20 protein-coding genes are annotated in these 21,519 nt (G+C 68.3%); 8 read left to right on the top strand and 12 right to left on the bottom strand.

Going from position 1 to position 21,519, the window contains the following annotated elements:
- Positions 1-5: 5 nt before the first annotated feature.
- Positions 6-2,102: a prolyl oligopeptidase family serine peptidase gene (locus OC534_RS00405; RefSeq protein WP_017356667.1), complete on the bottom strand. Its 2,097-nt coding sequence runs from the start codon at positions 2,100-2,102 to the stop codon at positions 6-8.
- Between the two features lie 68 nt (positions 2,103-2,170).
- Positions 2,171-2,479, bottom strand: coding sequence for a hypothetical protein (locus OC534_RS00400; protein ID WP_136005203.1), 309 nt, complete (start codon positions 2,477-2,479; stop codon positions 2,171-2,173).
- A gap of 166 nt (positions 2,480-2,645) precedes the next feature.
- On the opposite strand from OC534_RS00400, the gene OC534_RS00395 reads away from it, so the two are divergent.
- On the top strand, positions 2,646-3,251 hold the full coding sequence (locus OC534_RS00395; RefSeq protein ID WP_136005205.1) for a lipocalin family protein: 606 nt from the start codon (positions 2,646-2,648) through the stop codon (positions 3,249-3,251).
- 776 nt (positions 3,252-4,027) lie between these two features.
- Here OC534_RS00395 and OC534_RS00390 read toward each other — a convergent pair.
- The 3 genes from OC534_RS00390 to OC534_RS00380 all read right to left on the bottom strand — a co-directional run bounded on the left by OC534_RS00390 (position 4,028) and on the right by OC534_RS00380 (position 6,760).
- Positions 4,028-4,717, bottom strand: coding sequence for a methionine ABC transporter permease (locus OC534_RS00390; protein ID WP_017356419.1), 690 nt, complete (start codon positions 4,715-4,717; stop codon positions 4,028-4,030).
- Complete coding sequence (locus OC534_RS00385) at positions 4,714-5,721, bottom strand: methionine ABC transporter ATP-binding protein (RefSeq protein ID WP_026070826.1); 1,008 nt, start codon at positions 5,719-5,721, stop codon at positions 4,714-4,716. The genes OC534_RS00390 and OC534_RS00385 overlap by 4 nt, the downstream gene beginning before the upstream one ends.
- A gap of 142 nt (positions 5,722-5,863) precedes the next feature.
- Positions 5,864-6,760: a DMT family transporter gene (locus tag OC534_RS00380; RefSeq protein ID WP_017356421.1), complete on the bottom strand. Its 897-nt coding sequence runs from the start codon at positions 6,758-6,760 to the stop codon at positions 5,864-5,866.
- Between the two features lie 78 nt (positions 6,761-6,838).
- Here OC534_RS00380 and OC534_RS00375 point away from each other — a divergent pair, with 78 nt between their 5' ends.
- Positions 6,839-7,321: a YajQ family cyclic di-GMP-binding protein gene (locus tag OC534_RS00375; protein WP_017356422.1), complete on the top strand. Its 483-nt coding sequence runs from the start codon at positions 6,839-6,841 to the stop codon at positions 7,319-7,321.
- Positions 7,322-7,482: 161 nt separating this feature from the next.
- On the opposite strand, the gene OC534_RS00370 is transcribed toward OC534_RS00375, so the two are convergent.
- The 3 genes from OC534_RS00370 to OC534_RS00360 form a co-directional block, all read right to left on the bottom strand.
- A complete protein-coding gene (locus tag OC534_RS00370; RefSeq protein WP_262071194.1) occupies positions 7,483-8,583 on the bottom strand; it encodes a helix-turn-helix domain-containing protein in 1,101 nt (366 codons plus the stop codon).
- A gap of 89 nt (positions 8,584-8,672) precedes the next feature.
- Complete coding sequence (locus OC534_RS00365; RefSeq protein WP_153164801.1) at positions 8,673-9,800, bottom strand: NAD(P)-dependent alcohol dehydrogenase; 1,128 nt, start codon at positions 9,798-9,800, stop codon at positions 8,673-8,675.
- A gap of 14 nt (positions 9,801-9,814) precedes the next feature.
- On the bottom strand, positions 9,815-11,281 hold the full coding sequence (locus OC534_RS00360) for a benzaldehyde dehydrogenase (protein ID WP_262071193.1): 1,467 nt from the start codon (positions 11,279-11,281) through the stop codon (positions 9,815-9,817).
- Between the two features lie 256 nt (positions 11,282-11,537).
- On the opposite strand from OC534_RS00360, the gene OC534_RS00355 reads away from it, so the two are divergent.
- Together OC534_RS00355 and OC534_RS00350 are read left to right on the top strand one after the other, a co-directional pair.
- On the top strand, positions 11,538-12,131 hold the full coding sequence (locus OC534_RS00355) for a DUF1415 domain-containing protein (RefSeq protein ID WP_017357237.1): 594 nt from the start codon (positions 11,538-11,540) through the stop codon (positions 12,129-12,131).
- Entirely contained in the window at positions 12,122-12,934 is an 813-nt protein-coding gene (locus OC534_RS00350; RefSeq protein WP_017357236.1) for an SDR family oxidoreductase, read from the top strand. The genes OC534_RS00355 and OC534_RS00350 overlap by 10 nt, the downstream gene beginning before the upstream one ends.
- Positions 12,935-12,951: 17 nt before the next feature.
- On the opposite strand, the gene OC534_RS00345 is transcribed toward OC534_RS00350, so the two are convergent.
- Positions 12,952-14,985 carry a M3 family metallopeptidase gene (locus tag OC534_RS00345; RefSeq protein WP_262071189.1) on the bottom strand — a complete coding sequence of 678 codons (2,034 nt, stop codon included), beginning with the start codon at positions 14,983-14,985 and terminating at the stop codon, positions 12,952-12,954.
- 118 nt (positions 14,986-15,103) lie between these two features.
- Positions 15,104-16,216 carry a PLP-dependent cysteine synthase family protein gene (locus OC534_RS00340; RefSeq protein ID WP_153164804.1) on the bottom strand — a complete coding sequence of 371 codons (1,113 nt, stop codon included), beginning with the start codon at positions 16,214-16,216 and terminating at the stop codon, positions 15,104-15,106.
- Positions 16,217-16,328: 112 nt separating this feature from the next.
- On the opposite strand from OC534_RS00340, the gene gloA reads away from it, so the two are divergent.
- Complete coding sequence (gloA, locus tag OC534_RS00335; protein ID WP_017357233.1) at positions 16,329-16,856, top strand: lactoylglutathione lyase; 528 nt, start codon at positions 16,329-16,331, stop codon at positions 16,854-16,856.
- A gap of 53 nt (positions 16,857-16,909) precedes the next feature.
- Here gloA and OC534_RS00330 read toward each other — a convergent pair whose 3' ends face one another.
- Positions 16,910-17,269, bottom strand: coding sequence for a hypothetical protein (locus OC534_RS00330; RefSeq protein WP_262071188.1), 360 nt, complete (start codon positions 17,267-17,269; stop codon positions 16,910-16,912).
- 145 nt (positions 17,270-17,414) lie between these two features.
- Between OC534_RS00330 and OC534_RS00325 the strand changes: the two genes are divergently transcribed.
- The 3 genes from OC534_RS00325 (at position 17,415) to OC534_RS00315 (ending at position 20,682) form a co-directional block, all read left to right on the top strand.
- On the top strand, positions 17,415-17,843 hold the full coding sequence (locus OC534_RS00325; RefSeq protein ID WP_017357231.1) for a VOC family protein: 429 nt from the start codon (positions 17,415-17,417) through the stop codon (positions 17,841-17,843).
- A gap of 87 nt (positions 17,844-17,930) precedes the next feature.
- Positions 17,931-19,247: a putative DNA modification/repair radical SAM protein gene (locus OC534_RS00320; RefSeq protein ID WP_262071187.1), complete on the top strand. Its 1,317-nt coding sequence runs from the start codon at positions 17,931-17,933 to the stop codon at positions 19,245-19,247.
- A 1-nt stretch (position 19,248) separates the two neighbouring features.
- Positions 19,249-20,682 (top strand): UdgX family uracil-DNA binding protein, encoded by a 1,434-nt coding sequence (locus tag OC534_RS00315; protein ID WP_166473467.1) that lies wholly within the window; start codon positions 19,249-19,251, stop codon positions 20,680-20,682.
- Positions 20,683-20,741: 59 nt separating this feature from the next.
- Here OC534_RS00315 and OC534_RS00310 read toward each other — a convergent pair whose 3' ends face one another.
- Positions 20,742-21,173, bottom strand: coding sequence for a CBS domain-containing protein (locus tag OC534_RS00310; RefSeq protein ID WP_017354865.1), 432 nt, complete (start codon positions 21,171-21,173; stop codon positions 20,742-20,744).
- Positions 21,174-21,519: the final 346 nt, after the last annotated feature.

Genomic DNA, 21,519 nt, shown 5'->3' with positions numbered 1-21,519 from the left:
CGACCTTACTTGCTCAGCTGCTCCCAGAGGAAGCTGTAGGCCAGTGCCGACATGTGCGCGGCCTGCGCGTTGTTGGCCGCACCGCCGTGTCCGCCCTCGATGTTCTCGTAGTAGGTCACGTCCTTGCCGGCCTCGATCATCTTGGCCGCCATCTTGCGGGCATGGGCCGGATGGACGCGGTCGTCGCGGGTGGAGGTGGTGAACAGCACCGGCGGGTAGGTCTTGCTGGCGTCGAACAGGTGGTACGGCGAGAAGGTCTTGATGAACGACCAGTCGGCCGTGTCCGGGTTGCCGTATTCAGCCATCCAGGACGCACCGGCCAGCAGGTGGTTGTAGCGCTTCATGTCCAGCAGCGGAACCTGCACGACCACGGCACCGAACAGCTCGGGGTACTGGGTCAGCATGTTGCCGGTGAGCAGGCCACCGTTGCTGCCGCCCTGCACGCCCAGGTGCTTGGCCGAGGTGATCTTGCGGCTGACCAGGTCGCGGGCGACCGCGGCCATGTCTTCGTATGCCTTGTGACGGTTCTGCTTGAGCGCCGCCTGGTGCCAGCGCGGGCCATACTCGCCACCGCCGCGGATGTTGGCGACCACGTACACGCCGCCCTTGTCCAGCCATGCACGGCCCATCGCACCGGAGTACGACGGGGTCAGCGAGATTTCAAAGCCGCCGTAGCCGTACAGCAGCGTCGGGTTGGACCCGTCCAGCTTCATGTCCTTGCCATGCACGACGAAGTACGGCACACGGGTACCGTCCTTGCTGGTGGCGAAGTGCTGCTCGATCACCTTGCCGTCGGCATTGAAGAACGCCGGCATGGTCTTGAGCACTTCCGGCTGCTTGCCGATCTCGGCCAGGGCCAGCGTGGTCGGGGTCAGGTAGTCGGTGACGGTCATCCACACCGCGTCGCTTTCGTCGGCATCGACCGCACTCACGGCCACGGTGCCGAATGACGGCGCCCCGGTGAACGCGCTCTTCTTCCAGCCGCTGTCGGTCGGGGTCAGCACGCTCAGGCGGCTCTTCACGTCGTCGAGCACGTTGAGGACCAGGTGCGAGCGGGTCCAGCTGGCGCCTGCCAGCGAGGTGGTCTCGGTCGGCGCGAACAGCACCTCGAACTCACGCTTGCCGGCCAGGTAATCGTCCAGCTTGGTGGCCAGCAGCGAACCGGCTGCGTAGGTCTTGCCGCCTACGGTCCACGGCTCGCGCAGTTCCAGGGTCAGCCACTGCTTGCGCAGGCCCTTCTCGGCCGAGTTGGGCGCGTCGATCCGGGTCAGCGTGCCGTCGTTGGCGCGCAGGTAGAGCTCGTTGTTGTAGAAGGCCAGCGTACGGCTGACCAGGTTGCGCTCGTATCCCGGGGTGTCGTCGTGCATCGCCGAAATGTACATGTCATCCGGCTTGCCTTCGTACACCACGCTGGCCGAGGTCATCGGCGTACCGCGCTTCCACAGCTTGGCCACGCGCGGATAACCCGAGGTGGTCATCGTGCCGGCGCCGAAGTCGGTGTAGACGAACACGGTGTCACGATCGATCCAGTTCAGGCCGCCCTTGGACTCGGGACGGAAGAAACCGTCCTTGATCCAGGTCTTGTTGGCCAGGTCGAACTCACGGGTGACGTCGGCATCGGCGCCACCGCGCGAGAGCGCGACAAGGCAGCGGGCGTAGTCCGGGCGCAGGCAGTCGGCGCCGTGCCAGACCCAGTTCTCGCCTTCGGCCTTGTTCAGTGCATCCAGATCCAACACGGTTTCCCAGCGCGGCGAGGCCTTGCGGTACTCCTCCAGCGTAGTGCGGCGCCACACGCCGCGCTCGTGCTGCTTGTCCTTCCAGAAGTTGTAGTAGTAGTCGCCGATCTTCTGCACGCCGGGAATCTTGGCGTCCGAATCGAGCACCTCGCGGATGCTCGCTTCCATCGCCTTGAAGGCCGGGGTCTGCGCCAAGCGTCCCTCGGACTTGGCGTTCTGTTCCTTGACCCAGGACAGCGGCTTGTCGCCGGTCACGTCCTCCAGCCACGCGTACGGATCGGCCGGCGTTTCAGCGGCCACGGCGGTGGCGGCCGTGGCGGCGGACATCAAGCCTGCCATCAGGCAGGCGGAAGCGATTCGGGACATTGCAGCTCCAGGCAGTCATAGACCCCGGACGCTATCACAGGCGACCGCTGCCCCTCCCGTGTCGAAGGTCAGGCCGCGCGCAGGCGCCGCGCCGGCCGACGCCGGCGGGCCTGCGGTGCGCGCCGGCGGGCGCCGGCCCGGCGCTGGGCCCACCAGCGCAACGGCAGCCGGAAGCGGTACAGCGCCCACCAGGCCAGCCAGGGCATCCCGACCAGCCACAACGGCCCCCACCCCAACCAGCTGCTGTAACCGCGTGCCGCCGGCCAGACCAGCACCAGCGCCAGCCCGGCAAGGGCCGCCTGCCTGACGCAACGCAACACCCGCGGGTCGGGTAGCTCGGCGGAACGGGACGAACGATGCGAAGAAGACAGGGACATGACACCGCTCCATGCGAAAGTGAGGCGTCACCTTGCCGTGCCACCATCTCACCGGCTGCGACCTCGTGCCGCAGCGTGAACCGGTCACGCCGCCGGTGCGCCACCATTGACGTTCTTCGCCGTCCCACCCACCATGCCCCTGCCAGCCCCTGGAGCCACCCGCCGCATGTCTGTGAACCGCCCGCTTCGCGCTGTCCTGTTGCTGTCCACGCTGTCGCTGTTGCCGGCCTGCGCCTTCCGCCATGAGGCCAAGCCGTCGCCGGCGCCGACGACGGCCGAGCGTGCAGGTCCGGCGATCGATCTGCAGCGTTTCATGGGCACCTGGTATGTGATCGGACGCGTTCCGAATCCGGTCGAGCGCGGCCATGTGGCCAGCGTCAACGAGTACCGCCTGCGCGGCGACCAGAAGGTCGCCATCACCTATCGCTACCGCAACGGTTTCTCCGAACCGCAGGAAGAACTCACGGTGCGCGCGTCGGTGGACGAGGACAGCGGCAACCACAATTGGCGTACCTGGTTCTACAAGATCGTGCCCACCCACACCCGCGTGCTGGAAGTGGCACCGGACTATTCGTGGGCGCTGGTGGGCTATCCAGGCCGTGAAATGGCGTGGATCTTCGCGCGCCAGCCGGACATGGACAAGGACCTGTACAAAGAGCTGGCCACGCGCCTGCGCGACGAGTACGGCGTCAACACCGACAAGCTCAAGCGCGTGCCGCAGCACCGCGAACAGGTGGACCGCCTGGGCTACGAAGTCCCGAACGTCCGCTGAGCGTGAACCCGTAGCGCCGACCTCTGGTCGGCTGTCGCGCGCAACGCGGGGTATCGGCATCGCACCCGTAGAGCCGACCTCTGGTCGGCTGTAGCGCACAGCGCGGGGATATCTGCACCGCACCCGTAGAGCCGACCTCTGGTCGGCTATCGCGCGCAGCGCGGGGTATCGGCACCGCACCCGTAGAGCCGACCTCTGGTCGGCTATCGCGCGCAGCGCGGGGGTATCGGCATCGGATCGTAGAGCCGACCTCTGGTCGGCTGTCGCGCGCAGCGCGGGGGTATCGGCACCGGATCGGAGAGCAGCCGACCAGAGGGCGGCTCTACGTCGGCTGTCGCGCGCAGCGCGGGGGTATCGGCATCGGATCGGAGAGCAGCCGACCAGAGGGCGGCTCTACGTCGGCTGTCGCGCGCAGCGCGGGGGTATTGGCACCGCACCGTAGAGCCGACCTCTGGTCGGCTATCGCGCGCAGCGCGGGGTATCGGCATCGGAACGGAGAGCAGCCGACCAGAGGGCGGCTCTACATCGGCTATCGCGCGCAGCGCGGGGTATCGGCACCGGATCGGAGAGCAGCCGACCAGAGGGCGGCTCTACGTCGGCTGTCGCGCGCAGCGCGGGGGTATCGGCATCGGAACGGAGAGCAGCCGACCAGAGGGCGGCTCTACGTCGGCTGTCGCGCGCAGCGCGGGGATATCGGCACCGGATCGGAGAGCAGCCGACCAGAGGGCGGCTCTACGTACGCATGACCGCGACGGGTCTATGGCGCCGGAATGGCGCTATCGGCGGCTGTAATGCGCGACGAGGCGATCGCCGAGCATCTGCAGCACCTGGACCAGGATCAGCAGCAGCACCACGGTGACCAGGGCCACATCGGTGTGCGAGCGCTGGTAGCCGTCGCGGAAGGCGAGGTCGCCCAGGCCGCCGGAACCGATCGCACCGCCCATCGCGGTGAAGCCGATCAGGGCGATGACGGTGACCGTCGCACCGGCAATCAGACCGGGCCGTGCTTCGGGCAACAACACCCGCGTCACCAGCTGCCACGTGGTCGCACCCATCGCCTGGGTGGCTTCGATCACGCCGCGATCCACTTCACGCAGCGCGGTTTCGACCAGACGCGCGTAGAACGGCGCCGCGCCGATCACCAGCGGCACGATGGCACCGCGCACCCCCAGCGATGTGCCCATCATCCACAGCGTGAGCGGAATCAGCACGATCATCAGGATGATGAAGGGCACCGAGCGCAGCAGGTTCACCAGCAGCGCCAGCGCGCCATACACCACCGGCTTGCGGTGCAGCTGCGGCGAGCCGGTCAGGAACAGGAGGACACCCAGAGGCAGGCCGATGGCCAGCGTCAGCGGCAGCGAGCCGCCCAGCATCAGCAGGGTGTCGACGGTCGCCTGGCCGATGTCGGCCCACTTTCCGGCATCGAGATGGCGGAAGAATCCGCCGGCGGTGGCGAACATCATCGGCGCAGCTCCTCAAGGTGGACACCGGCAGCGACAAAGCCCGCCTGCGCGGCCTGTACGTCGCCTCCGACCAGCGACACCGTCAGCTGGCCATAAGGGGTGTCCTTGATCCGGTCGATGCGGCCGGACAGGATGTTGTAGTCCACGCCGGTGTCGCGCGCGATGCGCCCGAGCAATGGCTCGTAGGTGTCCGCGCCGAGGAAGGTCAGGCGGACGATGCGCCCGGCGACCGCGTCGAAATCCTTGTGCAGCTCGCCCTCGTCCACCTGCTCCGATTCGGTCACGAAGCGGCGTGTGGTCGGGTGCTGCGGGTGCAGGAAGACCTCGGTGACCGGCCCGGTTTCAACCAGTGCGCCGGCATCGAGCACGGCCACGCGGTCGCAGACGCGGCGGATCACATCCATCTCGTGCGTGATCAGCACGATGGTCAGGCCCAGTTCGCGGTTGATCCTGCCCAGCAGCTTCAGCACGGACGCGGTGGTCTGCGGGTCCAGCGCACTGGTGGCCTCGTCGCACAGCAGGATCTGCGGGCGCGTGGCGAGCGCGCGGGCGATGCCGACGCGCTGCTTCTGGCCGCCGGACAACTGCGCCGGGTACTTGGTGGCGTGCGCCTCCAGGCCCACCGTGTGCAGCAGCTCATCAACCCGCGCATCGATCTCCGCCCGCGGCGTGCCGGCCAGCTCCAGCGGGAAGGCGACATTGGCCGCCACCGTGCGCGAGGACAGCAGGTTGAAGTGCTGGAAGATCATGCCGATGCGCCGGCGCAGCGTGCGCAGGCCATCGGCGTCCAGCGCGGTGACGTCTTCACCATTGATCAGCAGGCGCCCACCGGTGGGCTCCTCCAGGCGGTTGATCAGCCGGATCAGGGTCGATTTGCCCGCACCGGAGTGCCCGATGATGCCGAACACCTCGCCGGCCTCGATGGTCAGGTCCAGCGGCTGCAGCGCGGCGATCGCGCGGCCGCCGACGGCATAGGATTTGTGCAGGCGCTGGAACTCGATCACGTTCGCGGTCAACCGGGGCATCGACGGGAGGGGGCGTGCAGCCTACCAGCGCGGGACGGCCCTCGCCCGTGCGGATGCGCGGAATGATATTCCGTTTGGTTCTAAGCCGGCGTGATCGGGCGCCACAGGCGCCCGGGGCCGGTCAGGGGTGGTCCAGCGGCGCCGGCGGCTGGACCTGGCGGACCCGCTCGCGGTGCAGCAGGTACAGGCCCGAGGCGACGATGATCGCCGCGCCCAGCCAGGTCACCTGGTCGGGCAGCACGCTCCAGAACAGCAGATCCCAGCCGATCACCCACACCAGTCCGGTGTACTCCAGCGGGGCGATCAGCGAGGCTTCGCCGAGCTGGAAAGCGCGGGTCAGCGCAACCTGCCCGGCGGCCCCGGCCAGGCCCATGCCGCCGATCAGGGCCGCATGCCCCCACTGCAGCGGCTGCCAATCCGGCAGCGCCAGCAGGCCGGCGCCCACCGCCATGATCACCAGGAACCAGACCACCATCGACTGCGGGGTGTCGGTGCGGGTCAGCATGCTGACCGTGATCGCGGCCACGGCGTAGGCGGTCGCTGCCAGCAGCACCATCAACCCGGGGATCGAGATGAAGCCATCCCCGCCCGGCCGCAGTACCACCAGCACGCCGACCAGGCCGATGCCGATGGCGATCCAGCGGCGCGGGCCAACGTGCTCGCCCAACAGCGGCACCGACAGCGCGGCAATCAGCAGCGGCGCGACGAAATAGATGGTGTAGGCGGTGGACAGCGGCAGGCTGCGCAGGGCGAACACGAAGCAGCCGATCATGGCCATGCCCAGCAGGCCGCGCAGCAGGTGCAGACCCCAGCGCACCGGCACCAGAGAGCGCGGACCGGCCGTGACCAGCACCCAGACCAGCACGAACGGCAGCGAGGCGGCACCGCGCAGGAAGGTCACCTGCAGGGTCGGATAGCTGGCCGAGAGCTGCTTCATGCCCGCATCCATCAGCGAGAAACAGGCGACCGCCAGGAGCATCCAGGCGACCGCGCGGGAGGGAGAGCGTTGCATGTTCATGGCCCATTATCGCCGCCACGGCCGGGCCGTCCACGTCCGGTTGGTTAGAATGGGGGCTTCACCTGCTGGAGTATTCCCATGCCCTCCTTCGACGTTGTGTCCGAAGTCAACACCCACGAGCTGACCAACGCGGTCGACCAGGCCAACCGCGAGCTGTCCACCCGCTTCGATTTCAAGGGCGTGGACGCGAAGTTCGTGCTCGAAGACAGCGTGATCAGCCAGTCGGCTCCCAGCGACTTCCAGCTCCAGCAGATGACCGACATCCTGCGCGCACGCCTGATCGCCCGCAGCATCGACACCCGCTGCCTGGAGTTCGGCGACATCGAAACCAACCTGGCCGGCGCGCGCCAGAAGATCACCGTCAAGCAGGGCATCGAGCAGAAGGTGGCCAAGCAGATCGCGGCCAAGCTCAAGGAAGCCAAGCTCAAGGTCGACAGCCAGATCAATGGCGACAAGCTGCGCGTCAACGGCAAGAAGCGCGACGACCTGCAGGACGCCATCGCGCTGCTGAAGAAGGAAACCTTCGAAGTGCCGCTGCAGTTCGACAACTTCCGCGACTGATCCCCGGCCGCCGGGCGCGCCCCTGACACCCGCCCGGCAGAGCCCGGCGCTGCCAAGCTGCAACGCCCGTGCGCGCCGGGAGCCCCGTAGAGCCGGGTTCTACCCGGCTGCCGTTCGCCCGGATGCATGCACCCTGACACCCGCCCGGGCAGACCCCGGCGCTACGGTCGCAGGTGTTTGTAGAGGGTGGTGCGCGATACGCCCAACTGGCGCGCCGCCGCGCTGACGTTGCCGTGGTGGATCGCCACCGCCTCGCGCATGGCCTGGATGCTGTGGGCGCGCAGCGTGCGGTCGCCCGCCGGATGGATGTCTGCCTCCACGCGCAGGCTGGCGCGTGCCGCCAGCGGCGCGCGCAGGTACTGCACATGCACCGCAGTGTCCTCGTCCAGGCGTACCCGGTACGGCGCGCCCGCCTGCAGCAGACGACGCCGCTGGTGCACGCTGGCGCCGGCAAACAGACCCTCCAGCGTCAGCAGCGGCAACGGGCCGCGCCGGGGCAGCCCGAACAGACGCCGTGCCACGCGGTTGGCGGCCCGGATCCGTCCATCCTCCTGTACGGCCAACAGCCCCTGCAGCGGCGAATGCAACCAGCGTGCGTCGTGCTGCACGGCCAGCAGATGGCAGGCGCGCTGTGCCTGCATCAGCCGGTTCTCGGCCGACAACGCTGCCTGGCGGAAGTAACCATGCAGCAGCTCCGCGTCGCGCTCGCCGGTCCCGGTGATGTCCAGCGCGCCCAGCACTTCGCCGTCGAGTCCGTGCAACGGCACGCTCAGACAGAACACGGCGGCAAAGCGGTCCAGATAGTGTTCATTGCCGCGCACCAGCGCCGGCGCATCCTCGGCCAAGCTGCATGACGGCGCGGTGGTGCCGATGTCGCACTCGCGAAGCTGGCGCCCCACCTGGATGGGCCGCAGGACCGGCACGTCGGCCAGGCCATGCTCGCGCTGGGCGATCACCCTGCCCTCGGCATTGACGCAGAACAGTGTCCACTGCCGTCCGCCGAACGCGGCCCAGAGACGATCCAGCTCCTCGCGCACGCAGCGCGCCAGGCGGCGATCGGCCGGGGCATCCAGGCGCCCGGCGTGGCGGGCCAGCGGCGCGTAATGCGGTTCCTGCCGCGGCTGTACGCCTGCCAGCCGCGAGCGCTCCCAGGAACGCTGGAGCGGCGGTGCCAGCAGGGCGCCGGCCAGTGCACCGCCGTCTGCGAAGCGCTGGCGCGCCGCCGCCAATGCCTGTTGCTGTTCCCGCTGCATGCCGCCCATCGGTCGATCTCCTACCCGGACCGTGAGCGTACACCCGCCACGCTGACTGACACCGCCGTCGCGGCCCCTGGCGGCCGCGACGGACCGTTTCATCCACCGAGGGTCAGGATCGGCTTGAGCGTGATGCCGCGGGTGCTGTCTTCGGCGGCCTGATTGATCTGATCCAGGGGATAGAACCTCACCAGCCTGTCGAACGGAAACCGCCCCTGCTGGTACAACTGCACCAGTTGCGGGATGAACACCTTCGGCACGCTGTCGCCCTCCACGATGCCGCGGATGCTGCGGCCGCCGAGCAGCAGATTGTTGACGTCGAACTCGGCCTTGGTGCCCAGCTTAGGCGCGCCCACCACCCCGATCACGCCGAGGCTGCCGAGTGCCTCGATGCCCTGCGCGAGCACCTCGGGACGGCCGGTGGATTCGAGCGCGAAGTCGGCGCCACCGCCGGTGATCGCACGCACGGCCTCGACCACGTCCACCTCGCGGCTGTTGATGACATGGGTGGCGCCCAGTTCCGTGGCCAGCGCCAGCCGCGAAGGCACCACATCGATGGCGATGATGGTGGTCGCGCCGGCAACGCGCGCGGCCATCACCGCACTCAGGCCCACCGCCCCGGCACCGAAGCTGGCGAAGCTGCTGCCCGCGCCGACCCGGAGCGAATTGATCACCGCGCCGGCACCGGTCTGGATGCCGCAGCCCAGCGGCCCGAGCAGTTCGATCGGTGCATCGTCGGGCACCTTGATCGCATTGTTCTCGCGGCTCAATGCATAGGTGGCAAACGAGGACTGCGCGAAGAAGTGGTCGTGCAGCGGGTTGCCGTCGGGGTCCTGGATCGCGGTGCTGCCATCCAGCGCACCGCCGCCGAAGTTCAGGCCGAAGAAGTCGCGGCAGTAGGCGCCGTGGCCGCCACTGCACGGATTGCAGTGGCCACATGCGCCGTAGGTCAGCACCACGTGGTCGCCAACCTTGAGCTCCTTGACCCCGGGGCCCAGCGCTTCGACCACGCCCGCTCCTTCATGGCCGAGCACGGCCGGCAGCGGTACCGGGTAGTACTGGTCCCGCACGATCAGGTCGGTATGACACAGGCCGGTGGCGACCACGCGGACCAGCACCTCGTCGTCCTGCGGCCCGCGGATGCGCGCCTTCTCGATCGTGAAAGGCTGTTCTTTTTCGCGCACCACGGCCACGGTGATGTCGCGCAGTTCTGCTGTTGCGGTCATGACATTGTCCTCGTTCAGATCGGATAGGCGGGCGCTTCGCCCTTGACGGTCAGCCACTGCCACTGGGTGAACTCGTCGATGTTGGACGGCCCGCCGATGCTGGTGCCGTTGCCGGACGCACCGACGCCACCGAACGGATTGATCACCTCATCGTTCACGGTCTGGTCGTTGATGTGCAGCAGGCCGGTACGCAGCCGCTCGCCCAGCTTCAGCGCGCGGCCGACGTTGCTCGACAGAACCGCCATCGACAGGCCGTACTCGCTGTCGTTGGCCAGCTCCACCGCTTCCTCGTCGGTATCGAACGGCACCACCACCGCCACCGGCGCGAAGATCTCCTCGTGGAACGCCGGGTTGTCGCGGCCCACATCGCTGAGGACAGTCGGTTCGAAGAACAGGTCGCGGTAACCGCCACCGGTGGCCAGCGTGGCGCCGGCCGCCTGCGCCTCGGCGACCACGCGCGCGGCATGGTCGCGCTGCTGCGCGCTGATCAGCGGCCCGATCGCCACGTCGCCGGTGGCCGGATCGCCCACCTTCAGCGAGCGTGCCTTGGCCACCAGCTTTTCCAGGAACCGGGCATGGATGCTGCGCTGGACCAGCACCCGTCCGGTGGCCATGCAGATCTGTCCCTGGTGCAGGTACACGCCCCAGGCGGTGTTGGCGATGGCCAGGTCGATGTCGGCATCGTCGAGCACGATCAGCGAGTTCTTGCCGCCCAGCTCCAGCGACACTTTCTTCAGATGCCGGCCGGCCGCTTCGCCGACCTTGCGCCCGGCGCCGGTGGACCCGGTGAACTGGATCATGGCGATGTTGGGATCGCGGGTCAGCGCCGCACCGGCCGCACCATCCCCGGGCAGTACATGCAGCAGGCCCGCCGGCAATCCGGCCAGTTCGAACAGCCGCGCAATCACGAAGCCGCCGCAGACCGCCGTGCGCGGGTCGGGTTTGAGGACCACCGCATTGCCCAGCGCGAGGGCCGGCGCCACCGCGCGCATCGCCAGGTACAACGGAAAATTGAACGGCGCGATCACGCCCACCACGCCGAGCGGGCGGCGGCGGGCCAGGTTCAGCCGGCCCGGTTCGGACGGCAGCACCTCGCCGATGCTGCGCGAGGGCAGCGCGGCCGCTTCGTGCAGCGCCTTGACGTTGACCTTGGCCTCGAAGCCGGCTTTCAGCCGGGTCGATCCGCTTTCGCGGACCAGCCAGTCCACAATCGCGTCGGTGTGCTGCTCGGCCAGCTGCGCGGCGCGCCGCAGGACCTGCGCACGCGTCTCATACGGGGCGCTGGCCCAGTCACGCTGCGCCTGGGCCGCGGTGGCGGCGGCGGCGGCAATGCCGGCCGGGTCGGTCATTCCGATCGATCCCAGGGGGGCTCCGGTGGCCGGTTCGATCACGTCCTGGGTGCTGGCACCGGCACGCCAGGTGCCGTCGAACAGCGTGCGGGACCACAGGGAGGTGGGCAGGAACTGCGGTGTATCGCTCATCTGTTGACTCCTTTTGACGAAGAACGACCCCAGGGCCGCCTTCTGCACATGGTTCACCCAGGCATTGGATACCCGCCATCGCATACTGCCTATCGGCCATCGGCGGGAAATCGGCAACCCACTGCCTGCAAAGGGATTTCCAGCATGCACACTGTCCAGTCAATGGACAGTGGTGTCGTTGCCGACGCGCGCACCACACGCCCCCCACCGGGCCGGGGCCGTACAATCGCCTGCCCAGCCAGCGACACCGCCCGCCATGAACGATGACTCCTTCACCGACGCCACCGCCCCGGACGGCCCCGACGTGATCGCCGAAACCCGCACCTGGCTGGAGCAGATCGTCATCGGCCTGAACCTGTGCCCCTTCGCCAAGGCCGTGTACGTGAAGAACCAGGTGCGCTTCGTGCTCAGCGACGCGACCACGCCCGAGGCGCTGGTCGAGCAGCTGGCCGAGGAACTGGTGCTGCTGCGCGATACGCCCGCCGAGCAGATCGACACCACGCTGATCGTGCACCCGGACGTCCTCACCGACTTCCTGGACTACAACGACTTCCTCGACAACGCCGATGCGGCCATCGAGGCGCTCGATCTGCAGGGCATCCTGCAGGTGGCCAGTTTCCATCCGCAGTACCAGTTCGCCGGTGTCGCCCCGGACGATGTGAGCAACTACACCAACCGCGCGCCCTACCCGACCCTGCACCTGCTCCGCGAGGACAGCGTGGAGCGTGCAGTGGCGGCGTTCCCCGATCCGGACGTGATCGTCGAGCGCAACATCGAGACCCTCGACAAGCTCGGCGTGGAAGGCTGGACCCGCCTGCTCGGGCGCAAGGACACTCCGCCGTGCCACTGACCCCGGCAATTGCCGATTGGCCTGCACTGCCGCTGCGCGACCGCGTGGTGGTGGTGACCGGTGGCGCGCAGGGGGTAGGCCGCGGCATCGCGCAGGCCGTGCTCGGGGCTGGCGGCAGCGTGATGATCGCCGACCTCGACGCCGACGCCGGCAAGGCCTGCCTGAAGGAATGGGCGCTGCCCGGACGCGCCGCGTTCCAACGCACCGACGTTGCCCGCGAGCGCAGCGTGCAGGCGCTGATCAACGCCACGCTCAAACGCTTCGGCCGCCTCGACGGGCTGGTCAACAATGCCGGCATCGCCAGCGCGCATGGCACGCCGTTGGACGCGATGACGCTCACCGAGTGGCAGCGCCGGCTATCCAGCCTGCATGGCGCGTTCCTGTGCAGCAAGCATGCGCTGCCCGCGCTGCGCGCGTCGTCGACGGATACGCAGACCGGCGCCATCATCAACATTGCGTCCACCCGCGCCTGGCAGTCCGAGGCGGACAGCGAGGCCTATGCGGCCGCCAAAGGTGGGCTGGTCGCCTTCACCCATGCGCTGGCCATCAGTGAAGGCCCGCAGGTGCGCGTGAACAGCATCAGCCCCGGCTGGATCACCACCGAAGCGTGGCAGGCACCGGCCCGACGCCGTGCGCCCAAGCTGTCGCGCCGGGACCATGCCCAGCACGCGGTCGGCCGCGTCGGCCAACCCGATGACATCGGTGCGTTGGCCGTGTTTCTGCTGTCATCACTGTCCGGCTTCATCACCGGACAGGACCACATCGTCGATGGCGGCATGACCCGGACCATGCTTTACACGTAAGGCCCGGCACATCACGGTTACGCCATGCCGTTGTGCCGCAGCAACGCCGCCACATCCGGCGCGCGCCCGCGGAAGGCGGCGAAATTCTCCGCCGCGCTGCGGCTGCCACCGCGCGACAGCACTTCCTCAAGGAACCGCCGGCCGGTTTCGGCGGTCCGGTCCGGCGCTTCCTCGAAGGCGGCATACGCATCGGCGCTGAGCACTTCGGCCCACTTGTAACTGTAATAGCCGGCCGCATACCCGCCGGCGAAGATGTGGCTGAACTGATGCGGGAAGCGGCTCCATGCGGGCGGCCGGTTGACGGCCACTTCGTCGCGTACCCGCTCCAGCAGCGCGATGACGCTGTCCTGGGTGGGATCGAACTCGCTGTGCAGCTGCATGTCGAACAGCGCGAATTCCAACTGGCGCACAGTGAACATGCCGCTCTGGAAATTGCGCGCGGCCAGCATGCGGTCGAACAACGCGCGCGGCAGCGGCTCGCCCGTGTCGACGTGCGCGGTCATCGCCTTCACCCGGTTCCATTCCCAGCAGAAGTTCTCCATGAACTGGCTGGGCAGTTCCACCGCGTCCCACTCCACGCCGTTGATGCCGGCCACGGCAAGCTCATCGACGCGGGTCAGCAACTGGTGCAGCCCGTGGCCCATTTCGTGGAACAGCGTGGTGACATCGCTGTGGGTGAAGGTCGCCGGGCGGCCATCACTGCCACGGCCGAAGTTGCAGACCAGGTACACCAGCGGTGTCTGCACCCCGGCCGCGGTCGCGCGCCGGTTGCGGCAGTCGTCCATCCACGCCCCACCCCGCTTGCCTTCGCGGGCGTACAGGTCCAGGTAGAACTGCCCGACGAGTGCGCCCTGCGCATCCACCAGGCGGAAGAAGCGCACATCCGGGTGCCATACCGGCGCGCTGTCGGGCAGCACCTGCAGGCCATACAGCTCGTGGATGAGGTTGAACAACCCCTCCAGCACGGTCGGCTCGGTGAAGTACGGTTTCACCTCCTGCTCGGAGTAGCTGTAGCGCGCCTGTTTGAGCTTCTCGCCGACGTAGGCGAGGTCCCACGCCTGCAGCGTGTCCAGCTGCAGTTCGTCGCGTGCAAAGGCCTCCAGCTCGGCGCGGTCGCGCTGCGCGTAGGGCTTGGCACGGGCAGCCAGGTCACGCAGGAAGCCCAGTACCTGCGGGGCATCCTGCGCCATCTTGGTGGCGATGGAGTACTCGGCGTAATTGGGGAAGCCAAGCAGCGCGGCCAGCTCGGCGCGAAGCGCCAGGATGCGTGCGATGTTGGCGCTGTTGTCGAGCGCGGCATCGCCGAATTCGGAGGCCCGTTCGGCATTGGCGCGGTACAGCGTTTCACGCAGTGGACGATGATCGGCGTAGGTCTGCACCGGCAGGTAGCACGGCATCTGCAGCGTCAACTTCCACCCGGACAGCCCGACCTTCTCCGCCGCTTCGCGCGCGGCGGACACCACGTCGGCGGGCAGACCCGCCAGTGCGATGCGGTCTTCCACGTGCAGCGACCACGCGTCGGTGGCATCCAGCACATTCTGCGAGAAGGTCGCCGACAAGGCCGCCAGTTCCTCCTGGATCGCGCTGAAACGCGACTTGCCGGCGTCGTCCAGCTCTGCGCCACCGAGGCGGAAATCACGCAGCGCGTTGTCCAGCACCTTGCGCCGGGCCGGCGCGTACTGCGCCGCTTCCGGTGCCTCGGCCAACGCGCGGTACTGCGCATACAGCGCCAGGTTCTGGCTCATCGCGCTGCCAAAACGCGTCACCTTGGGCAGGTTGGCGTTGTAGGCCTCACGCAGCGCCGGGGTATTGACCACCCCCTGCAGGTGGGTCACCTGGCCCCAGGCGCGCCACAGCCGATCGGTGGCGTCGTCAAGCGGCTCCACGAACGTTGCCCAGGTCACGGGGGTGACGGTCTCGGCCACCTTCACGGCAGCCTCGGCCTCGGCCAGCAGCGCCTCGACGGCCGGACCGACATGGTCGGGCTGGATCGCGTCGAAGCGCGGCAGGCCGGAAAAATCGAGCAGGGGATTGGTGGGGGTCACGGGCATCTCCAGACAACAGGGCCGCACGCGCGGCATCACCCTCGATATGGCACTGCTCCGCTCCGCGCACAAGGGGCGCTGGCCAACGTTCCTGCCTGGCCGGCGCTGCCGCCCGGTGGCTGGATCAGTACAGCGTTTCCAGCGCGGCGTGCGGCAGGGGCGCCAACCCCTGGCCGTTCACGGCGGCCGCAACCCACGCATCGGGCTCATCCACCTCGATGCCCTGACGCGGATACCACTCGGGGTTGTAGTAGCTGTGCGCATAACGTTCGCCGCTGTCGCACAGAATGGTCACGATCGATCCGCTGCGGCCAGCCTGGCGCATCCATTCGGCAGCCTGCAGAACGCCGATGAAGTTGGTGCCGGTCGAGCCGCCGACACGGCGGCCCAACTGCCGGCTGACATGCCGCATCGCGGCCAGGCTCAGCGCATCGGGCACCTTCACCATCGCATCCACGCTGGTCGGAATGAAGCTGGACTCCACCCGTGGCCGGCCGATCCCCTCCACCCGCGAGCCCCCGCTGCAGGTCAGCTCGCGCCACGGCTGCCCGGCCAGAGCCGCGCAGTAGCCGTCGTAGAACACCGACACTTCCGGGTCCGCACAGAGGATGCGGGTGTCATGGCGACGGTAGCTCACGTAGCGTCCCAGCGTGGCGGCGGTGCCGCCCGTACCGGGGCTGCACACGATCCACTCCGGAACCGGATGCGGCTCTTCGGCCATCTGCTTGAAAATGGATTCGGCGATGTTGTTGTTGGCGCGCCAGTCGGTGGCGCGCTCGGCGTAGGTGAACTGGTCCATGAAATGGCCGCCGGTGTCGCGGGCGAGCTTTTCCGAATCGCAGTTCAGGTCGCAGGCGCGTTCCACCAGGTGGCAGCTGCCACCCTGGAACTCGATCGCGGCAATCTTCTCCGGCGAGGTCGTGGCCGGAATCACCGCGATGAAGGGCAGACCCAGCAGACGGGCAAAGTAGGCCTCGGACACAGCGGTGGAGCCGCTGGACGCCTCGATCACCGGGCGGCCCTCGCGCAGCCAGCCGTTGGTCAGCGCGTACAGGAACAGCGAGCGTGCCAGCCGGTGCTTCAGGCTGCCGGTGGGGTGGCTGGATTCGTCCTTGAAGTACAGGTCGATGCCGGCGTACCCGGGCAGGTCCATCGGAATCAGATGGGTATCGGCCGACCGGTTGAAATCGGCTTCGATCTTGCGGATGGCGGCGGCCACCCATTCACGCTGCGACATGACGAAAGCTGCACAAGGAGACGCCCCATTCTACCGTCGCGGCCCGACCACGCGGGCGCCGTTAGAATGGGCGGTCTCGCCGCCGCGCGCGGCCTCCCGCAGAGGAAACCCCATGACCCTTGCCCCGTTGCCGTCCCCGCCCGGCGTTGCCGCCCAGCCGCCGGTCGAAACCAGCGGTTTCGTGTTCAACCACACCATGCTGCGCGTGAAGGACATCACCGCGTCGCTGGACTTCTACACCCGCGTGCTCGGCTTCCGCCTGATCGACCAGCGCGACTTCGCCGAGGCCGCGTTCAGCCTGTACTTCCTGGCCCTGCTGCCGGCGGGCACGCAGATTCCCGAAGGTGACGCTGCCCGCCGCCTGTGGATGGCCGGCATTCCCGGCGTGCTGGAACTGACCCACAACCACGGCACGGAAATCCAGGACGGCCCGGTCTACCACGACGGCAACAGCGACCCGCGCGGCTTCGGCCACATCTGCGTGTCGGTGCCGGACATCCAGGCCGCGTGCAAGCGCTTCGACGACCTGCAGGTGCCGTACCAGAAGCGCCTGGAGGACGGCCGCATGAAGCACCTGGCCTTCATCAAGGACCCGGACGGCTACTGGGTGGAGATCATCTCCAACACCCCGGTCGCCTGATCCAGCCGCGATTCACGCACGCGCCGGCCACCCCGGCGCGTGCGTGGCACCGCCTAGGGCTGGCCCTGGAATTCAAAGGCCGCGTGGAACGGCGCCTTGGGCGGCACGAAGACGGTGGTGCCGGCGAATCCGGCCTCGATGCAGCGCGCGACTGCACCGTCGCCCTCGCGCCAGGTCCGCACCACCCTGCCCTGCGCGTCCAACTGCAGCACCACGGTGAATGCAGCCAGCGTCTCCGGTGCGGGCGTAGGCAGGCAGCGTGCGAAGCCATCGCCCCCCACCCGGCTCAAGCCATCGATCATGGCGGCATAGGCCACCGGCTCCAGACTGCCCTCATCGCTGTGCGCCAACGCGCGCACCTGGTCGTATCCGGTTCCCACGGCCGCCTGGGCCAGCAGCATCCACCACAGCATCGTCATTTCTCCCCGCCATGCCACGATGGCGCCAGTGCGCAGCCTAGGGCAGCGCGGGCGCGGGCGGAAGCGTGCGCGCCACGGTAGTGCAGCCAGCCGTCCCCGGTGGTATATCTGCCGGCCTGTCCATCCAAAGGGAGTCGGCATGGAAACCATGCAACTGCATCGCGGCCGCCTGATCGATCATCTACAGCTGGTGGTCCGCGACCTCGCCGCCAGCCGGCGCTTTTACCAGGCGGTGTTCGACACGATCGGCATTCCCATCGCCGGCGAAGGCGACACGTATTTCTGGGCCGACGAACTGTTCATCTCCACCGCCGACAGCGAAGCCGCGGCCGGTGAACTGACCGGCCGCCACCACCTGGCCTTCCAGGCACGCGATCGCGCCACCGTGGATGCCTTCCACGTCGCCGCGCTGGCGGCCGGCGGCAAGGACAACGGCGCGCCCGGCGAACGGCCGTACCACCCGGGCTACTACGGCGCGTTCGTGATCGATCCGGATGGCAACAACATCGAAGTCGTGTACCACGGCGAAGCGACCTACAGCGCCGATTCGGTGAAAGTCACCTTCTGACCTGCGCGCCCGCTGCCGCCCTGAACGCTTCAGCGTCGGAGCGGCCGCGTCTCATGGGATGAGACTGGTGCTGCCTACCGTGTCGGCATGGAAACGATACGCAAGCTGGCGATCCTGGCCGATGCCGCCAAGTACGACGCCTCCTGTGCCTCCAGTGGCGCAGGCAGGCGCGACTCGCGCACGTCCGGCGGCATCGGCAGCACCGAAGGTGCCGGCATCTGCCACAGCTACACGCCGGATGGCCGCTGCGTCTCGCTGCTGAAGATCCTGCTCACCAACTTCTGCATCTACGACTGCGCGTACTGCGTGAACCGTGTGTCCAGCAACGTGCCGCGCGCACGCTTCAGCGTGGCTGAAGTGGTGGCGTTGACGATGGACTTCTACAAGCGCAACTACATCGAAGGCCTGTTCCTCTCCAGCGGCATCATCCGCAATGCCGACTACACGATGGAACGGATGGTGGAGGTGGCACGCGTGCTGCGCGAGGAGCACCGCTTTGCCGGCTACATCCATCTCAAGACCATTCCCGAGGCGTCGCCGGAACTGCTGGCCGCGGCCGGCCGGCATGCCGACCGCCTGTCGATCAACATCGAGCTGCCGACCGAAACCGGACTGGCCAGTTTCGCCCCGGAAAAATCACTCCCGTCCATCCGCGGGGCAATGGGCGAACTGCGCTGGCGCATCGACGAAGCCAAGCAGGCCAAGGCCGACAGCGATGCCGGCAGCGCCACGGTGTCGTCGCCGCTTGCGGCCACGCCGCTCAAGCGTGCCGGGGCCAGGCGCGCCCCCCCACCGCGCTTCGCCCCGGCCGGGCAGAGCACGCAGATGATCGTCGGTGCCGACGGTGCCAGCGACCAGCAGATTCTCAGCGCTGCCGACAACCTGTATGGCAACTACCGGATGCGCCGGGTGTACTACTCCGCCTTCAGCCCGATTCCCGATGCCAGCCGCCTGCTGCCGCTGCAGGCACCACCACTGGCCCGCGAACACCGCCTGTACCAGGCCGACTGGCTGCTGCGCTTCTACGGCTACGCGGTGGAGGAGATCACCGACACCACCCAGGGCGGCATGCTGGATCTGGATATCGACCCCAAGATGGCCTGGGCGATCCGCCACCCCGAGCGCTTCCCGGTCGATCTCAACGTGGCCTCCAAGGACATGCTGCTGCGCGTGCCCGGGCTGGGCGTACGCAACGTGAAACGGGTGCTGATGGCACGGCGTCACGGCCGCCTGCGTGTGGCCGACGTGGCGCGTCTGCGCGCGCCGATGCGCACGCTGCTGCCGTTCGTTCAACTGGCCGACCATCACCCGCGACGCGCATTGGACAACCCGGCCGCCCTGCGCGCGCGCCTGGCACCGCCGCCGCGGCAGGCGTCGCTGTTCCCCGACGCGGCCACGCAGTGAGATGACGCGCTGGAGTGCGCGGGTGGATCCGGTGTGGTCGCTGCCGGCCTGGCGCGACACCGCGCGGCGGGCACTGCAGCACCGCGTTGCACCGGCACAGCTCGACTGGCTGGAGGCCGGCGAGGCCTCGCTGCTGGATGCGCCGGCGGTGGCCAGCCTGCCCGCGCCGGCCGCCGACAGCGCCGCCATTGCCGTGCCGCAGGCGTTCGTCGACCTGGCGTCCACCTGCCTGTGCCACCGCGACCCGCAGCGGCTCCCGCTGCTGTACCGCATGCTGTGGCGCATCGTGCACGGCGAGCGCGGGCTGCTCACCAACCCGGCCGACCCGGATGTGCTCCGCGCGATGGCGCTGGCCCAGGCGGTGCGCCGCGACAGCCACAAGATGAAGGCCTTCGTGCGCTTTCGCGAAGTGCCGGGCGAAGACAATGCGTTCATTGCCTGGTTCGAACCGGAGCACCACATCGTGGACCGCGTTGCGCCGTTTTTCGCGCGACGCTTCGCCGGTATGCGCTGGGCGATCCTGACCCCGGCACGCAGCGTGCAGTGGGATGGCCACGTACTCGCCTTCGGCCCCGGCGCACGGCAGCAGGATGCACCGCGCGAGGATGCGCGCGAAGCGCTGTGGCGCACCTACTACGCCAACATCTTCAACCCGGCCCGGCTCAACACGCGGATGATGCAGCAGGAGATGCCGGCGCGGTACTGGAAGCATCTGCCCGAAGCGGCGCTGCTGCCCGGCCTGGTGCGCGACGCCGGCGACCGGGTGCAGGAAATGCATGACCGCCAGGCGCAGGCGCCGACACGCCGCATCCCGCAGCGGGCCCCGACGGCACCCTCCGCGCCAACCGGCCTGGAGGGGCTGCGCGAGGCGGCCACGCATTGTCGACGCTGCCCGCTATGGGAGCCGGCCACCCGGACCGTGTTCGGCCAGGGCCCCGCGGACGCCCGGATCATGCTGGTGGGCGAGCAGCCGGGGGACGCCGAAGACCTGAGCGGGCATCCGTTCGTGGGGCCGGCCGGTCAGCTGCTCGACCGCGCGCTGCGCGAGGTGGGCATCGACCGCCGCACGCTGTACCTGACCAACGCGGTCAAGCATTTCCGTTTCGAGCGGCGCGGCAAGCGGCGCATCCACACCCCTCCGCAGGTCACGCACATCACCGCCTGCCGCGACTGGCTGATGGGCGAGATCGAGAACGTCCGCCCCCAGGTGATCGTGTGCCTGGGCGCGACCGCGGCAAGCGCCGTATTCGGTGCCGGCTTCACACTGAAGAAGCACCGCGGCCGCTGGCATTCATTGGACGATGGCACGCGCGCCTTCGCCACGGTGCACCCGGCGTGGGTACTGCGACAGGGCGAGGGAGAGGCGCGGGAGGCGGCCTATCGACTGTTGCTGGAGGACCTGCAAGGGTTGGTCGACGACCATCCCGCCCGGTGACGCGCCCGGAGCGATGCCGGCCAGCGGTCGGCACCTTCCCGCGTGGCTGCCCGCTGGCGTCAGTGCGCCGCCATGTAGATGTCCTGCAGCACCGCCTTCTCCAGCTCCAGTTCGCTGAGCAGGTTCTTGACGATGTCGCCCAGGCTCAGGATGCCGACCAGCCTGGCGTCTTCGGTCACCATCAGATGGCGGTGCCGCGAGTAGGTCATCAACGCCATCGCCTGCTTCAGCGTTGCATCCGGCGCGATGCCTTCCAGACCTGCCGACGGCAACGTCGCGATGACCCGGCGCCCCGCCTGCGGGCCGTCATCGGCCAGGCAGCGCACGATGTCCTTCTCGGAAATGATCCTTACCGGTGCATCGTCCTTCATCACCACCAGGGCGGCGATCTTGTGCGCGCTCATCTTGTGTGCGGCGGCACCGATGGTGTCGTCCACGTCGATGGTGACGATGGTCTGTTTCTTGGACTGCAGGAGTTCGCGGACGTTCATTCTTGTTTCCTGTTGCAGGTTACTGAAGTCGAGAGATGCGCCTGGTTGCAGCGAGGGAGGCGGCGTGTGCGCCCGGTCCTCGGTCATTCGATTCTACGGCCGCACGTTGGCCCGGGAGTTTGCATATCCGGGACAGTTCGTCGCTGAAAACGACTGACGACCCGAGAATGGCACCGCCGGGAAAACCGTCGCTGAATGCCATCGTCGGCCACCGCTAAAGTTCACCTCACCGCGACCGGGGGGATGGGTGGGCCGGCGGGCAAAGTGACTTCCGGCATGTCGATCCGGTGACCGCCGGCACCTGCCCCGGTTGGGCCCGCTTTCTACAGTGGCGCTGTCTTCTTCA

Origin of the sequence: Stenotrophomonas sp. Marseille-Q5258 (assembly GCF_946900935.1) — a bacterium.
Taxonomy (GTDB): Bacteria; Pseudomonadota; Gammaproteobacteria; order Xanthomonadales; family Xanthomonadaceae; genus Stenotrophomonas; species Stenotrophomonas nematodicola.
This window is presented reverse-complemented; position numbering and strand designations above follow the sequence as displayed.